Here is a 15,462-nt window from a genome sequence, read left to right as displayed (position 1 = left end):
CCCTTGGGCTTGCGCGGTTCCCCGTGCCCCCTTGGGCTTGCGCGGTTCCCCGCGCCCCCTTGGGCTTGCGCGGTTCCCCGCGCCCCCCTGGGTTGGCCACAGCACTCCCCGTTCCTGAAATAGGCTGGGGGCGCTCACCGTCGTCGCTCGCTCTTGGAGATCTGCATGGCAGCCGGCCTTCCTCCCGCCATGGACCGACCGCACTTCATCGGGATCGGTGGCGCCGGGATGTCGGGGATCGCGAAGATCCTCGCGCAGCGCGGGGCCGTCGTGGCGGGCAGCGACGCCAAGGAGTCGGCCACGGCCGAGGCGCTGCGGGCGCTGGGGGCGACCGTGCACATCGGACACGCCGCGGAGCATCTCGCCGACGACGCCAGCTGCGTGGTCGTGTCGTCGGCGATCCGGCAGGACAACCCCGAGCTGGCCCGCGCGGCCGAGCTCGGCATCCCCGTCGTCCACCGGTCCGACGCACTCGCCGCGCTGATGGACGGGCTGCGGCCGATCGCCGTCGCCGGCACGCACGGCAAGACGACCACCACGTCGATGCTCGCCGTGTCGCTGAGCGAGCTGGGCCTGAACCCCTCGTACGCCATCGGAGGCGACCTGGACGCGCCGGGCTCCAACGCGCTGCACGGCGAGGGCGAGATCTTCGTCGCCGAGGCGGACGAATCGGACCGCAGCTTCCACAAGTACGCCCCCGACGTCGCGATCATCCTCAACGTCGAGCTCGACCACCACGCCAACTACGCGTCGATGGACGAGATCTACGCGTCGTTCGAGACGTTCGTGGACCGGATCACCGAGGGCGGCACGCTGGTGATCGCGGCCGACCACGACGGCGCCCGGGAGCTGACGCGCCGGGTCGCCGGACGCGGCGTGCGCGTGGTGACGTACGGCGAGTCCGAGGACGCCGGCGTGCGCATCCTGTCGGTCGTGCCGCAGGGGCTCAAGAGCGAGGTCACCGTGGTGCTGGAGGGCGAGGAGCTGACCTTCACGGTCTCCGTCCCCGGCCGGCACTACGCGCACAACGCGGTCGCCGCGCTGGCGGCGGGCGTGGCCCTCGGCGTCCCGGCGGCCGGGCTGGCCCCGGCGATCGCCGCGTACACGGGCGTGAAGCGCCGGCTCCAGCTGAAGGGCGAGGCCGCGGGCGTGCAGGTCATCGACTCCTACGCGCACCACCCCACCGAGATGACCGCCGACCTGGAGGCCATGCGCTCGGCGGCCGGTGACGCCCGGATCCTGGTCGTCTTCCAGCCTCACCTCTTCTCGCGGACGCAGGAGCTCGGCAAGGAGATGGGCCAGTCCCTCGCCCTCGCGGACGCCTCGGTCGTGCTGGACATCTACCCGGCCAGGGAGGACCCGATCCCCGGCGTGACGAGCGAGCTGATCATCGAGGCGGCCCGGGCCGCGGGCGCGGACGTGACGCCGGTGCACGACAAGGCGGACGCCCCGTCGGTCGTCGCGGGAATGGCGAAGCCGGGTGACCTCGTTCTCACCATGGGAGCGGGCGACGTCACCGACCTCGGCCCGCACATCCTGGACCGTCTGTCGAACTGAGGGGCTGGAAGCTCATGGCGTACGACGTCGAGAAGCCGGACGAGCAGTGGCGCGCGGAGCTGAGCCCGGGCGAGTACGCGGTCCTGCGGCAGGCGGCCACCGAGCCCGCCTTCACCGGTGAGTACACCGACACCAAGACCCGGGGCGTCTACTCCTGCCGCGCCTGCGGCACGGACCTGTTCACCTCGGAGACGAAGTTCGAGTCCCACTGCGGCTGGCCGTCCTTCTTCGACCCCAAGGACACCGACGCGGTGGAGCTGATCGAGGACCGCTCGCACGGCATGGCGCGGACCGAGGTGCGGTGCGCGCGGTGCGGATCGCACCTCGGGCACGTGTTCGCGGGCGAGGGGTATCCGACGCCCACGGACCAGCGGTACTGCATCAACTCGATCGCGCTGCGTCTGGTCCCCGAGGAGGGCTGAGCGGCGCTCAGCGGATCCGGCACTCCCGCTGGGTGAGGCGCTTCGTGTCCCCCGCGGTGCGCTTGCACAGCACCCGGGGTTCGGAGGTGCCGTCTTTGGCGCGGCGGACCTCCTTGAGGACGATGCTGTGCCCGGTGCGGTCGCCGTAGAGCGGGGCGCCGGTGAAGTCGATGGTGCCGGTGGCCATGCCCTCGATCTTGACGTTGCGCAGGTTCACCCAGGTCGAGGCCCGGCTCTGCGGCCGGTCGTCACGGGTGGCCGCCCAGAACAGGGCGCGGGTCGCGTCGTGGGCGAGGGCGGTCTGGCCGCTGGCCAGGGCGGGGCTGTCGTAGCGCAGGCGGCGACCCTGCACCCCCGGCAGGTGTTTGGTGGCGTCCTGGTAGAAGCCCGTCTTGTCGGCGGCCGTCTCCAGCTCCGCGAGGGCCGCGTGGTACAGCGTGACCTTCGGCGCGACGGACTGGCCGCCACCGCCGAAGTCGGCCTTGGACAGATCGTCGCCGGTGAGGATGGCCAGGGGCTTCCCGGCGCAGCCCGGCTCGGTGCTCAGCTGGGTCATCAGGGGGTCGATGTCCTCCACCCGACCCGCGAAGTAGACCACGGACGGGACCCGGCCGCCCCGGCAGATCTCCTGGGCGTGCGAGCGGAGTTCGGGCTTGCCGCCGCTGAGGGTGTAGCGGCGCTGCGGGAGCGGGGTGAAGCCCTGGTGTCGCAGCATCCCCTGGCCGTAGCGCGCCTGCTCGTCGGTGTAGAGGTCGTCGGTCTTCGCCGTGTCACGGGCCAGGACGAGGGAGTACTGGGGCCGGTCGGGTCTGCGCAACTGGGCGGCGATCAGGCCGAGCTGCCGGGTCTGCCACTCGTCCGTGGCGGCCAGGCTGAACCAGTTGGCGAACTCGCGGGGCAGATAGGTCGCGGAGTTCGTGCCGGAGACGACCGGCAGCCCGGCTTCCATCAGGGTGCGGGTCGTGGCCCGGCTCGACTTCAGGTCGCGGCCGGTGCCGACGACCCCCACCACGGTCGGGTCGTGGACGGCGTACGCGGCGATCGCCTCCGCCATCTCCTCCTGGTGGCCCAGGTCCACGCCGCCGTTGGCGATCAGGACGCGCAGCTTCACGCTGGAGTTCTCGTTGATGACGGCCTGCGCCAGATAGACGCCGGCCAGCTCCTCGGCGCCCTTCACCAGGGAGGAGCCGGCCGCGGTGTCGGCGCTGAGCGGACCGGCGTAGACGACGGTGACGTACTTGCCGGTGTGCCGGGCGACGACGTCGGCGTTCCGCCGGGCGATACGGTCCTCCAGGTCGGCCACCGTCCAGGGCGTCTCGTCGCCGGCCCTGAGCGCCTTGACGTCGTCGCCGGTCTCGGGCGCGGGCAGCCAGTCGGCGAAGCGGACCCCGTCCGTCGCTATGCCGATGCACTCCGTGCGGCCGTCGGGCCCCTGCTCGCGCCGGGTGTCGCGGTTGGCGGTGAGCACGGACGCCGAGCAGTACCGGTCGTGCAGGGCGTCGGCCCGCATGACGGTGCCCGCGGACAGCAGGGCGATCACCAGGACCAGGGTGTGCAGGGCCCACACCAGCCGGGCGGGTGTCGGCCGTGCGGAGGCCCGCAGATGGTGACGGCCCTCCTCGACCGGACCCAGCTGGTCGTGCGGCAGCGGGATCCTCATCACCCACGGCAGGACGGACCGTTCCCGGCTGGGTGACTGCTCGGCGCGCAGGTTGCGGCCCCACTCCCGGTACCAGGTGCGCAGCCGGACGCCGAAGGTGGGCGGTGCGGTCTCCGGGGCGGGTGCCGTCTGGACGGCGCTGCGCTCCAGGCGTGGCACGTCGTGCGTACGCACCGCGGCGACCACGAGCAGCGGGTCGAGCTCGCTGCGCCGGCTCCGGACGTCGCTGATGGCCCGGATCAGCTCGATGCCGCCGTTGCGGTCGTCCGCGTGCGGCAGGAACAGCATCGGCGGGCGCGGCCGTTTGAAGCCGCGCAGGTCCCAACTCCAGCGGCGGTGGTTGTCCCGCAGATCCTCGCGCAGCGCCAGCACGCACAGCTGGAGGTGGAAGTCGCCGCCCGCCGTGAGCGCCTCGGCCACGTCGTAGGCCCGGGCGGCGATCGCCTTCCAGGAGCGCACCGGCCGCAGCAGCGACACCTCGGTGGACCCCTCCTGATCCGCCGCCCTCAGGAAGGTCGTCGTCATGAACCAGCGGCTCTCCCGGCGCAGCCACAGGAAGATCGGAGACCGCCCGGGCAGGACGTAGTTCAGGACGGTCAGCAGCAGCAGGAAGACGAGACCGGCACCCACCGCCACGTACCACTCGCTGCGGGCGAGGAGCGCGGCGAGCACGGTCACGAGGCTCGCCGGGAGGATGTGCGCCATGTCGAACAGCGGCAGGCCCGAACGCCAGCGGGCGGTGTTCCTCGGTCGCCAGCCCTGCTGCGCCAGCTCGTTGAGCAGCCGCTGCCGCTGGTCCTGCCCGGCCTCCGGGCTGCCCGGGGCGGGCGCCGGCCAGCTGTCGCCGAGGGCCGCGACCGCGTCGTCGATGGCGTGCACCAGCCGCAGCCGCGGGAACGCGTAGCGCCGGTAGACCGCCTTCGGGCCGCCCCACCTGCGCGGGTCGCTCAACGCCCGCACCAGGGCGGTGGCCCGGCGCACCTCCGTGGTGCCCTCGTAGGCGTCCTGGGTCACCGCGCAGCGCGTGCCGTGCGCCTCCTGACCCGCGTGCAGCTGACGGACCAGCCCGGCCACCGCGTCGTCGTCCCGGTCCTCCTGGGCGTGCACGACGAACACCGGCATCGGCGGTTCGGTGCTCCTGCGGAAGTCCTGGATGAGGATTTCCAGCTGGTTCTGGAGGTGGCGCCCGGCGTCGCTCTCCGGCATGCCGTCATGGCCCCCAGGGCAGTCCGGCGGCGTGCGATCGGCGTTCACCATGGGTAACCCCCGTTAACCTTCGGCGACCTACGAGGTTAACCGGTGCGGCTGTTGTGGGAGTGGGTGACGCACGAACTGTTCGTTCCGCCCGGGACATTGACGCGGCCCACACGTGTCGCAAATGGTCGCACCGGCTGTCCACCTGGGCCGGCCTGTGGACCCCGGACGGCAACGCCCAGCCGCAGTACGACCTCGCGTGGCGGCGCTTCCAGGCCGGGCTCACCACCGAGTTCATCGCCTGGCAGGCCGGATCGTGCGCGCGTACCCTGTACGCGGACGCATGCCGCTCGGACCGTGGGACGTCAAAGTGCTGCGGGAGGAGCAACCCCGTCGGCCACTCCCCGGACCCGGTGAGTCGGGCCGCCTGTTCGCCGGGTGGGCTTCCTGGAAGCCCTGCCCGGCGCTGGGGCCTCCGCCACCGGGAACCCCGCACTGCGCAGCACCCGTCGCCCGGCGTCCACCGCGAACACCTCGCAGTGCTCCCGGGCCGCCGCCCACGCGACGCCCTCCACGCCGAGTGCGAACGCCGCCGTCGCGACCGTGTCCGCCTCCGTCAGGGTCGGGGCCACGACGGTCATGCCGAGCAGCCCTGTCGCGGGGCGGCCGGTGCGGCCGTCGAGGATGTGGTCCCCGCGTTCGTAGCGGGCCGAGGTCGCGAGGGCCCGGTCCGTGACGTCCAGGACCGCGCAGAGCCTGTCGGCCCGCTCGGGATGGCGCACGCCGACGCGCCAGGGCCCGCCGGAGGCGATCACGTCGCCGCCCGCGTTGACACAGAACCGCCTCGCCCCGGCCGCTCTCAGCAGCTCCGCTCCCTTCTGCACGGACCAGCCCTTCACCACGGCGCAGGGGTCGAGGCCGCGACCGGGCAGGCGCGCGTCGAAGGCGCCCCCGGTCGCGATCCGGTACTCCTCGCACAGGTCCAGGACCTCGCGGAGCCCAGGGCTCGGCTCGCTCACCTCGCCCCGGTCCAGCCGGGACACCTCGCTGTCCGGGCGGAACGGGCTGAACCGCGCGTCGGCCTCGCGCAGCCAGGCGAACAGGGCGTCCACCGGTGCCTCGGGGAAGTCCTCGTCGTCGATCCGGACCGACACCGGGAACCCCATGACGTGCTCGACGCGCCGCATGCCGTCAGCCCTTCGCATCGAGGGCGGCCTGGAGCGACTCCCGGTAGCCGTCGCTGGTGATGGTGGCGCCGGACACCGTGTCGATGTCGGCGCTCTGCGCCTGGAGCGTCTCCTCGATCAGCCGGGGTACGGCGGCCGTGGTCTGCGGGTGGTCCGGCTGGCGGAGCATCCGCACCGAGGCGATCTCGTCGCCGTCGAAGGTGACCTCGACCCGCACCGGGCCCTTCTCGGTGTCGACGAGGGACCCCGACACGACGGTGGTCGTGGTGCCGCCCGACGAGGAGACCGAGGGGGTGGACGCCGGCGCCGCCACCTGCGCGGGGGCCGGCGACGAACCGGTCTCGTGCGAGGGCGCATAGCGCCAGAGCGGGATCAGGCCCGCGACGCTCAGGACGAGGACGGGTATGGCTCGCTTCACGAATCTCTCCTCGTCATCCGGCCAGGCTGAAGCGTTCGAAGTGGATCTGCGGCGTCGGCACGCCCAGCTCGCGCAGGCTGCCGAGCACCGCGTTCATCATGGGCGGCGGACCGCACAGGTAGACGTCCCGCTCGGCGATGTCGGGCACCAGCCGGGCGAGCTGCCGCGGCGCCAGCCGGTCGGGCACGGACGGGCCCGTGACCAGGTGTAGTTCGGCGCCCCTGGCGAGCGCGAGGTCGCGCAGTTCGTCGTAGAGCACGGCGTCCTGGTCCGTGGCCACCCGGTAGATCACGACCGCGTGGCCGTGCAGCTCCTCCAGCAGGGCCCGGATCGGCGTGACACCGACGCCGCCGGCGATGAGCACGGCGTCGGGCCGGGTGCGGTGCAGGGTGGTGAAGGCTCCGTAGGGACCCTCGGCGAAGACGCGCGTGCCGACCTTCAGATGGCGCAGGGCGGCGCTGCCGTCACCGGCCCGCTTGGCGGTCAGACGCAGGGTACGGCCGTCCGGGGCGGCCGACAGGGAGAACGGGTTCGCCTGCCACCAGCGGTCCTTCGTCAGGAACCGCCACAGGAAGAACTGCCCGGCCCGGGCGGGCAGCCGGTCCAGGTCGCGGCCCGTGACGTAGACCGAGACGACGTGGTCGTTCTCCGGGACGACGGCCGTCACCCGGAGCCGGTGGCGGAGGTTGCGCCACAGCGGCAGCACCAGCCGGCCCGTGAACACCGAGGCGAGGGCCACACCCCACACGCCGTACCAGTAGGCCTCCGCCACGGCCGACGAGGCGAACGTCGTCCCCGCCGCGACCTGGTGCGTGAACGCCAGGACCACCGCCACGTAGGTGTACAGGTGGATGAAGTGCCAGGTCTCGTACGCCAGCCGGCGCCGGGCGCAACGGGCGGACACCGCCCCGACCACGAGGATGAGCGCCAGCGCGACGATCGCCCGCAGCACGCCCTCGACCGTCGCGGCGAGGTCCACCAGCTGGTTCACCGGGTCCAGGGACGAGGCCCGCGCGTAGCCGAAGACGATGAACACCGCGTGCGACAGCAGCAGCCACAGCACCGAGAAGCCCGTCCAGCGGTGCCAGGACGTCAGCCGGTCCATGCCGATCCGCCGGTCGAACCAGGGCAGCCGCGCCACCAGCAGCAGCTGGAACGCCATCAGCAGCGCCGCGTACAGCCCGGTCAGCCGGCCCAGCACGATCAGCGCGTTCGAGGCGAAACCGGCCTGCGCGAAGAACACGGCCACCACGACCGCGTTCGCCAGCAGCACCGCGTACAGGCCGGTGCGGCCCACCACTCGGGGCCGCACGCCCGGCCGGGTCGCCGCTGGAGGTTGATGGAGGATCGTCACGGTCGGCAGCTCCTTGATCGGCTCCTGGGACACCGAGCTTGGCGCGGGGGAGCTGTCGGAAAGCTGTCGCTCGACTTTCAAGTGTTTATCGATCCCGCCGCGGGAGGGCGGGCGGCTATGGCGGCGCGGGACCCGTGCAGCACTATGAGGTCGTGGAAAAGGTACGACTTCTCGTCGTCGACGACGACCCGCCCATCGCCGACCTCGTCGCGACCGTCGCCCGCTACGAGGGCTGGGACGCGGTCACGGCATACACCGGCGAGGACGCGCTGCGGCGGGCCGCCGAGTTCCACCCCGACATCGTGGTGCTCGACCTGATGCTGCCCGGCGTGGACGGCTTCGGCGTCCTGGACCGGCTGCGCGCCTCCGGCACGATGGTGCCGGTGGTGTTCCTCACCGCCCGCGACGGCGTCGCCGACCGGGTCGCGGGCCTGACCAGGGGCGGCGACGACTACCTGGTCAAGCCGTTCGCCGTGGAGGAGCTGATGGCCCGGCTGCGGACCGTGCTGCGGCGCAGCGCCGGGCCCGCCTTCCAGCGGTCCGTGCTCCAGATCGGCGACCTGACCATGGACGAGGACACCCGGGAGGTCCGGCGCGGCGAGCGGCTGGTGTCGCTGACCCCGACCGAGTACGAGGTGCTGCGCTACCTCATGCGCAAGTCGCCCACCGTACTGACCAAGGCGCAGATCCTCGACCACGTGTGGGAGTACGGCTTCGGAGGCCGCTCCAACGTCGTCGAGCTGGTCGTCAGCCGGCTGCGCCGCAAACTGGACGAGACCGACGACGGCGGCTCGCCGCTCATCCACACCGTGCGCGGGTTCGGATACGTGCTGCGGCAGGCCGCCGAGTGATCGCCCGGCTGCGACGGGCCTACCGCGGAATGCGCCTGGGCACCCGCATGGCTCTCGGCCTCGGCGCCCTCTCCCTGGTCGTGTTCGCCGTCGTCGGCACGGCCCTGACCACATACATGCGCGACTACCTGTCGGCCCAGCTCGACACCCAGCTCGCGCAGGCCCAGATCGCCCAGTCCAAGAGCATCGCGGACTACGGCACGCTCTCGGGCAAGAAGTACTACAGCTGGTTCTACGCCGTGTACGACGTCTCGGACGGCACGCCCGAGCTCCGCAGGCCCGAGGACCCCGCCGATCTGCCGAAGGACGTCGACGACTTCACAGCCCTGGCCTCGGCGCAGACCACCGCCCACACGGAGCTGCTGCGCACCGAGCACCTCAGGGGCGCGGGCTCCTACCGGCTGCGCGCCTGCGAGGTCGAGCGCGGGGTGATCCTGGTGAGCGCCGCGCCCATGGAGGACATCGAGGACACGGTCGGGCAGCTCATCACCATCCAGGTCGTCACCTTCGCCCTCGCGCTGCTCGCGCTGGTCGTCTTCGGCCGCCGGATGCTGCGCCGCGGGCTGAAGCCGCTCAGTGACATGGCGTCCACCGCGCACGGCATCGCCTCGCACGACCTGACCGAGTCGGCGGCCCGGCTGCCGCTGCGCGCCGACGGCCGGGACGGCGGCCCGGAGGTGGACGAGCTGCGGACCGCCTTCAACACGATGCTGGAGCACATCGACGACTCCCTCGCCGTGCGCGCCGAGGCCGAGCAGCGGCTGCGGCGCTTCGTCGCCGACGCCTCGCACGAGCTGCGCACCCCGCTGATGTCGGTGCGCGGCTACGCCGACCTGTTCCAGTACGCCGCCGCCAACGCCCCCGCAGAACGCGACCGGCACCTCGCCCGGCTGCGTGCCGAGGCCGCCCGCATGGGCATCCTCCTGGACGACCTGCTGCTGCTCGCCCGGCTGGACGCGGCGGAGGTGGAGGCGCCGCTGCGAATGCAGGACGCCGACCTGGTGGAGCTGGTGGGCCAGGCCGCGGACGCCTTCCGCGCGGGCCGCCCCGGCCATCCGCTGACCGTCCTCGCGGGTCCGGGGCCGGTGCGGCTGCCGATGGACCCGCTGCGCATCCGGCAGGTCGTCGACAACCTCCTGACCAACGCCGCCGTGCACACCCCCGCCGGGACGAAGGTGTCGGTGGAGGTCGCCCTCCTGCCCGGCGCCGCCGAGGTGCGGGTCGCCGACGCCGGCCCCGGCATCCCGCCCGACGACCGGGCCCGCGTCTTCGACCGCTTCTACCGTGTCGACAAGGCCCGCAGCCGCGACCGCGGCGGCAGCGGCCTGGGCCTCGCGGTCGCCCAGTCCCTGGTCCGTGCCCACGGCGGCCGTATCGAGCTGAACAGCGCACCGGGAGCGACGGTGTTCACCGTGCGCCTGCCCGTGCGGGACGTACGCCACACGGACGGGTGAAAGGCGCCCTCTAGACTCGTCCGGAAACAGCCCGTACGACCATGGCCAACGCTTCCGCCAACCCGAAGGGCTCCGGCGCCTTGATACGGATCGACTCAGTCACCAAGCGCTATCCGGACGGCACGGTGGCTGTCGACCGGCTCTCCCTGGAGATACCCGACCGCTCCATCACCGTCCTCGTCGGACCCTCGGGCTGCGGCAAGACCACCACCCTGCGGATGATCAACAGGATGGTCGAACCCAGTGAGGGAACCATCCTCCTCGACGGCGAGGACATCCAGCGCCGGCCCGTCACCACCCTGCGCCGCTCCATGGGTTACGTCATCCAGAACGCCGGCCTCTTCCAGCACCGCACGATCCTCGACAACATCGCCACCGTGCCCCGCGTGCTCGGCTGGGGCAAACAGAAGGCCCGGGCCAGGGCGGCCGAGCTGATGGAACGCGTGGGCCTCGACACCGCCCTCGCCAAGCGGTACCCGTACCAGCTGTCCGGTGGCCAGCAGCAGCGCGTCGGCGTGGCCCGGGCGCTCGCCGCCGACCCGCCCGTGCTGCTCATGGACGAGCCGTTCTCCGCGGTCGACCCGGTCGTGCGCAAGGGACTCCAGGACGAACTGCTGCGCATCCAGGACGAGTTGGGCAAGACCATCGTCTTCGTCACCCACGACATCGACGAGGCGATCAAACTCGGCACGATGGTCGCCGTGATGCGCGAGGGCGGTCACCTCGCCCAGTACGCACCCCCGGCCGAGCTGCTGTCCCACCCCGCCGACGCCTTCGTCGAGGACTTCCTCGGGGCCGACCGAGGCATCCGGCGGCTGTCGTTCTTCCCCGCCGCCGAACTCCCGCTGACGACCGGCCAGGTGATCACGGCCGACGCCACCGCCGAGCAGCTCGCCGCCCCCGACGAGCCCTGGCTCCTGATCACCGACGCCGACGGCCGTCCCCTCGGCTGGGGCGAGCGGCGCGACCTGACGGCCGGTGACATCAGGACCGACCGGCTCCTCCCGCACGGACGGCCCTTCGTCCCCGGCAGCGACTCCCTGCGGACCGCCCTCGACAGCGCCGTGCTCTCCCCGGCCGGCCACGCCGTCGCCGTCGACGACACCGGCCGCGTGACCGGCGTGGTCTCGCAGGCGACCATCGGCGAGGCGATCCGCAGCGCCCACGCCGGCGGCCACGCCGACGAGGCCAAGGTCGCCTCGTGAACGGCTTCTTCGACATCCCGAGCGACCTCCAGCACAGCTACCAGGGCCTGATCGGACTGCACCTGCGCGAGGCCCTGCTGCCCGTCCTGGCCGGCCTGCTGCTCGCCCTGCCGCTGGCCCAGCTCTGCGTCCGGTTCCGCTGGCTCTACCCGCCCGTGCTCGGCGCCACCACCATCCTCTACGCCGTCCCGTCGCTCGCCTTCTTCGTGGTCCTCATCGACTACACCGGCCAGACCGAACTGACCGTGATGATCCCGCTGGCCGTGTACAGCCTGGTGGTACTCGTCCCGGCCATCGTCGACGGCGTGCGGTCCGTGCCGCAGGAGACCCTGGCCGCGGCCACCGCCATGGGCTTCGGGCCCGTACGCCGCTATCTCCAGGTGCAGTTGCCGATCGCCGTGCCCGCCATCATCGCCGGACTCAGGGTCGCCACCGTCTCGAGCATCTCCCTGGTCAGCGTCGGGACCCTCATCGGCAACCAGGGCGCCCTCGGCAACCTGCTCGCCGACGCGCAGAAGTACGACCGGCCCGAGCTGGCCGTGAACTCCGTGATCACGACGGCCGTCCTGGCCATCCTGTGCGACGCCCTGCTGGTGCTGCTCCGCGTCGCGCTGACCCCGTGGATGCCGAAGAGCACCCGCAGGCGCCCGAAGACCGGCGTGCGGCAGCGACGCCCCGCTTCCCAGGACGTGACCCGGTGAACGTACTGAACTTCGTCAACGCCTTCTTCAGCGACAGCGCCCACTGGCACGGCTACGACGGCATTCCGCAGCGCCTGCTCGAACACATCCAGTACTCCGTCCTGGCGCTGGCCCTCGCCGCCGCGATCGGCCTGCCCGTCGGCCTGCTCACCGGGCACACCGGGCGGGGCGGCAACGCCCTGGCGTTCATCGCCACCGCGGCCCGCGCGCTGCCCAGTTTCGGCCTGCTCGTGCTGATCGTCATCATGATGGGCTTCGGGCTGCTGCCCGTGATGATCCCCCTGGTCATCCTCGCCGTGCCGCCGATCCTGGTGACCACCTACGAGGCCGTCCGCACCGTCGACCCGTCCCCCGTGGACGCCGCCCGCGGCATGGGCATGCACGAGTCGCGGATCCTCTTCCAGGTCGAACTGCCGGTCGCGCTGCCGCTGATCCTGAGCGGGCTGCGCTCGGCGGCCATCCAGATCGTCTCGACGGCCACCATCGCCGCCTACGTCAGCCTGGGCGGCCTCGGCCGGTACATCGTCGACGGGCTCTACCAGCGCGACTACGAGAAGGTGGTCGGCGGCGCCACCCTCGTGGCCGTCCTGGCACTGGTCACGCTGGCGTTGTTCTGGGCGGTGGGCCGCCTGGCGGTGTCACCGGGGGTACGCCGGCGCTGACGTCCTGGCGATGTCTGTAGGAAACCGTGACCAGGCGTCCCTTGACTGATCGTGAAGCCGCTGGATTGGATCGGTGGATGACTTCTACCGCGAAGAGCAGCCGGTCCAGGACGAGGCACACCGGCGCGGCGGCCGCCGCGCTCACCGCCGCTGCGGTGCTGCTCGCGGGCTGTTCGTCCGGCGGCACCTCCGACGACCCCCTGGCAGGGGAGAAGGCGGAGGCGGGCACCGTCGTCGTCGGCTCGAACAACTTCGCCGAGAGCACCCTGCTCGCCGACATCTACGGCGAGGCGCTCAAGGCCAAGGGCATCAAGGTCGCCTACAAGCACAACATCGGCAGCCGCGAGACGACGTACGGCCTGATGAAGAACGGCTCCGTCACCGTGCTGCCCGAGTACAACGGCTCGCTGCTCGCCTACCTGGACCCCAAGGCCGAGCAGAAGTCCGCGGAGGCGGTGAACGAGGCCGTCAAGGCCAAGCTCGACAAGAAGCTGACGCTGCTGGAGTCCTCGCCCGCCGAGGACAAGGACTCGGTGACCGTCAACGCCGCGACCGCCGAGAAGTACGAGCTCACCTCCTCGTCCACCCTCGCGGACCTCAAGGAGGCCGCCCCGGACCTGGTGATCGGCGGTTCGCCCGAGTTCCAGACCCGGCACCAGGGCCTGGAGGGCCTGAAGTCCGTGTACGGCCTGGAGTTCAAGTCCTTCAAGGCGCTCGACGCGGGCGGCCCGCTGACCCAGGCGGCGCTCACCAGGAACACCGTCCAGGCCGCCGACATCTTCACCACGGACCCCACCATCGTGAAGGAGAAGTTCGTCGTCCTGAAGGACCCGGAGAACCTCTTCGGGTTCGCCAACGTGACCCCGCTGGTCCACAAGGACGGCCTCTCCCAGAAGGGCGTCGACGCGCTCGACGCGGTCTCCGCCAAGCTGGACACCAAGACGCTCCTGGAGCTGGACGCGCAGGTGCAGTTGGAGAAGAAGGACCCGCTGGACGTGGCGACGGCGTGGCTGAAGTCGGCGGGCCTCAACTGACGGCCTGACGGCTGACGGCCTGACGGAGACGGTCACGGGCCCGGGCCACGCGACGGCCCGGGCCGGCCCCACCCGGCGGCCGGCCCTACGCCCCTACGCCTGCACCGCGGAGGCGATCAGCTGGTCGATCAGGGCGATCAGCACGTCCCGGCACGACTCCCGGTCCCGCGCGTCGCACAGCAGCACCCGCACGTGCTCCGGCACCGCGAGCGCCTCCCGTATGTCCTCGGGCGGGTACGGGTGTTCGCCGTGGAAGCCGTTGACGCCGACGACGAACGGTATGCCCCGGCGCTCGAAGAAGTCGATCGCGGCGAAGCTGCACTCGGGTCTGCGCACGTCGACCAGGACCACGGCACCGAGCGCGCCGAGCGCCAGGTCGTTCCACATGAACCAGAACCGCTGCTGCCCCGGCGTGCCGAACAGGTACAGCACCAGTTCCCGGCTGATGGTGATCCGGCCGAAGTCCAGGGCCACGGTGGTGGCCCGCTTCTCCTCGATGCCGTCGAGGTCGTCGACGTCCAGGCCGGCGATGGTCAGGGGTTCCTCGGTGCGCAACGGGACGATCTCGCTGACCGACCCGACCAGGGTGGTCTTGCCGACGCCGAAGCCCCCGGCGATGAGGATCTTGACCGTGTCGGGTGCCGAAGACGCGTCAGGGGCAAGGTCAGAGCCGGCCAAGGCCGTCCCTCACTTTCTGCAGCAGGTCCAGGTCCGGAGTGGTACGGGAGACGAGGCGCGGCGGGCGGACGGTGATCCGGCCCGCCTCCAGCAGGTCGCACAGCAGGATGACGACCACACTCACCGGCAGGTCGAGCCGGGCGGCCAGCTCCGCCACGGCGACCGGCTCGGCGCACAGCCGGAGGATCCGGGTCTGCTCGGGCTGGCACCGGGCCGCCGTGGCGGGCTGCGGATCGACCGTCGTGACCGTCGAGATGAGCGTGAAGTCGGCGCGGCTGGGGCGGGTCCGGCCCCCGGTCAGAGCGAACAGCCGGACGAGCCGGCCCGCCGAATCACCTACGGTCACCTCACACGCCGGGATCGACGACGGGCCCGGCCATGCCCCGCGGTGCCGCGCTGAGGTGCTCGCCGATCTTCTTCACCAGCATGTTCATCTGGTACGCCACCACCCCGACGTCCGCGCCCGGCCCGGTCAGCACGACCAGATGCGCACCGGGACCGGCGGAGGTCAGGATCAGATAGCTGTTGGCCATCTCGATGAGGGCCTGGCGCACCGGACCGCCCCGGAAGTCCATGCTGACGCCCTTGCTGAGGCTCATCAGCCCGGAGGCGGTCGCCGCGAGCCGCTCGGCGTCGTCGCGCAGGAACCCGGTGGACTTGCTGACCACCAGGCCGTCCTCGGAGAGCACCACGGCCTGGTTCACGTCGGCGACCCGCTCCACGAGTCCGGTCAGCAGCTGGTCGAGCTGGGTGTGCGTGGCGGGAATGGGGCGTGTCATTGCGGTGTCCTTAGTCAGCGGTCGGCGGGCGGAGTCGAGGGGACGGGACCGGCGGCCTGCCGGGGTACCGCGGCCGCCTTCTCGTCGAGGGGCGGCTCGGCGTCGTCGTCACGGGCCCGGAGCGTGCCGCGCTGGAAACCGGCCAGCGAGGAGGCGGCGGCCTCGGCGGTGAAGTCGTCGAGGGAGCCGTCGTCACCGGCGGGCGCGGACTCCTCGCGCAACTCCTCCACCAGGCTGGTCTGCGGCACCCTGCGAGGGAGTGGGGCGAGACCGTCCCGCCGGGGGACGGTCTCACGGGCGGTGGAG

15 protein-coding genes and 1 pseudogene are annotated in these 15,462 nt (G+C 72.0%); 8 read left to right on the top strand and 8 right to left on the bottom strand.

What is annotated here, in order from left to right:
* The first annotated feature begins 165 nt into the window (after window positions 1–165).
* Both murC and msrB read left to right on the top strand, forming a co-directional pair.
* Entirely contained in the window at window positions 166–1,557 is a 1,392-nt protein-coding gene (gene murC / locus C1J00_RS22880; protein WP_102910931.1) for a UDP-N-acetylmuramate--L-alanine ligase, read from the top strand.
* A gap of 14 nt (window positions 1,558–1,571) precedes the next feature.
* The gene (gene msrB / locus C1J00_RS22875) at window positions 1,572–1,979 is read left to right on the top strand and encodes a peptide-methionine (R)-S-oxide reductase MsrB (protein ID WP_102910930.1); all 408 of its coding nucleotides are present in this window, start codon (window positions 1,572–1,574) and stop codon (window positions 1,977–1,979) included.
* Between the two features lie 7 nt (window positions 1,980–1,986).
* On the opposite strand, the gene C1J00_RS22870 is transcribed toward msrB, so the two are convergent.
* The 4 genes from C1J00_RS22870 to C1J00_RS22855 form a co-directional block, all read right to left on the bottom strand.
* The gene (locus C1J00_RS22870; protein WP_245936460.1) at window positions 1,987–4,845 is read right to left on the bottom strand and encodes an ABC transporter substrate-binding protein; all 2,859 of its coding nucleotides are present in this window, start codon (window positions 4,843–4,845) and stop codon (window positions 1,987–1,989) included.
* A 353-nt stretch (window positions 4,846–5,198) separates the two neighbouring features.
* Window positions 5,199–6,020, bottom strand: coding sequence for an FAD:protein FMN transferase (locus tag C1J00_RS22865; RefSeq protein ID WP_102910928.1), 822 nt, complete (start codon window positions 6,018–6,020; stop codon window positions 5,199–5,201).
* Between the two features lie 4 nt (window positions 6,021–6,024).
* Window positions 6,025–6,438, bottom strand: coding sequence for an FMN-binding protein (locus C1J00_RS22860; RefSeq protein WP_102910927.1), 414 nt, complete (start codon window positions 6,436–6,438; stop codon window positions 6,025–6,027).
* A 13-nt stretch (window positions 6,439–6,451) separates the two neighbouring features.
* Window positions 6,452–7,738, bottom strand: coding sequence for a ferredoxin reductase family protein (locus tag C1J00_RS22855; RefSeq protein ID WP_102910933.1), 1,287 nt, complete (start codon window positions 7,736–7,738; stop codon window positions 6,452–6,454).
* A 206-nt stretch (window positions 7,739–7,944) separates the two neighbouring features.
* On the opposite strand from C1J00_RS22855, the gene C1J00_RS22850 reads away from it, so the two are divergent.
* The 6 genes from C1J00_RS22850 to C1J00_RS22825 all read left to right on the top strand — a co-directional run bounded on the left by C1J00_RS22850 (window position 7,945) and on the right by C1J00_RS22825 (window position 13,699).
* Entirely contained in the window at window positions 7,945–8,643 is a 699-nt protein-coding gene (locus tag C1J00_RS22850) for a response regulator transcription factor (RefSeq protein ID WP_102910934.1), read from the top strand.
* Complete coding sequence (locus tag C1J00_RS22845) at window positions 8,640–10,097, top strand: sensor histidine kinase (RefSeq protein ID WP_102910926.1); 1,458 nt, start codon at window positions 8,640–8,642, stop codon at window positions 10,095–10,097. The genes C1J00_RS22850 and C1J00_RS22845 overlap by 4 nt, the downstream gene beginning before the upstream one ends.
* A gap of 80 nt (window positions 10,098–10,177) precedes the next feature.
* Complete coding sequence (locus tag C1J00_RS22840; protein WP_180989653.1) at window positions 10,178–11,302, top strand: ABC transporter ATP-binding protein; 1,125 nt, start codon at window positions 10,178–10,180, stop codon at window positions 11,300–11,302.
* A complete protein-coding gene (locus C1J00_RS22835) occupies window positions 11,299–12,003 on the top strand; it encodes an ABC transporter permease (RefSeq protein WP_102910925.1) in 705 nt (234 codons plus the stop codon). Before C1J00_RS22840 ends, C1J00_RS22835 begins: the two co-directional genes overlap by 4 nt.
* Window positions 12,000–12,665: an ABC transporter permease gene (locus tag C1J00_RS22830; RefSeq protein ID WP_102910924.1), complete on the top strand. Its 666-nt coding sequence runs from the start codon at window positions 12,000–12,002 to the stop codon at window positions 12,663–12,665. Before C1J00_RS22835 ends, C1J00_RS22830 begins: the two co-directional genes overlap by 4 nt.
* A gap of 77 nt (window positions 12,666–12,742) precedes the next feature.
* Window positions 12,743–13,699 carry an ABC transporter substrate-binding protein gene (locus C1J00_RS22825; RefSeq protein ID WP_102910923.1) on the top strand — a complete coding sequence of 319 codons (957 nt, stop codon included), beginning with the start codon at window positions 12,743–12,745 and terminating at the stop codon, window positions 13,697–13,699.
* A gap of 93 nt (window positions 13,700–13,792) precedes the next feature.
* Here the strand turns inward: C1J00_RS22825 and C1J00_RS22820 are convergent, their stop codons facing one another.
* The 4 genes and pseudogenes from C1J00_RS22820 to C1J00_RS22805 form a co-directional block, all read right to left on the bottom strand.
* Window positions 13,793–14,377 (bottom strand): GTP-binding protein, encoded by a 585-nt coding sequence (locus tag C1J00_RS22820; RefSeq protein WP_102910922.1) that lies wholly within the window; start codon window positions 14,375–14,377, stop codon window positions 13,793–13,795.
* Entirely contained in the window at window positions 14,364–14,723 is a 360-nt protein-coding gene (locus C1J00_RS22815) for a DUF742 domain-containing protein (protein WP_102910921.1), read from the bottom strand. The genes C1J00_RS22820 and C1J00_RS22815 overlap by 14 nt, the downstream gene beginning before the upstream one ends.
* Before the next feature lies 1 nt (window position 14,724).
* Window positions 14,725–15,156 carry a roadblock/LC7 domain-containing protein gene (locus tag C1J00_RS22810; RefSeq protein ID WP_020271575.1) on the bottom strand — a complete coding sequence of 144 codons (432 nt, stop codon included), beginning with the start codon at window positions 15,154–15,156 and terminating at the stop codon, window positions 14,725–14,727.
* 14 nt (window positions 15,157–15,170) lie between these two features.
* A pseudogene (locus C1J00_RS22805) lies at window positions 15,171–15,462 on the bottom strand (histidine kinase); the annotation flags it as partial.

The sequence above is a fragment of the Streptomyces cahuitamycinicus genome, from assembly GCF_002891435.1.
GTDB lineage: Bacteria > Actinomycetota > Actinomycetes > Streptomycetales > Streptomycetaceae > Streptomyces > Streptomyces cahuitamycinicus.
This window is presented reverse-complemented; position numbering and strand designations above follow the sequence as displayed.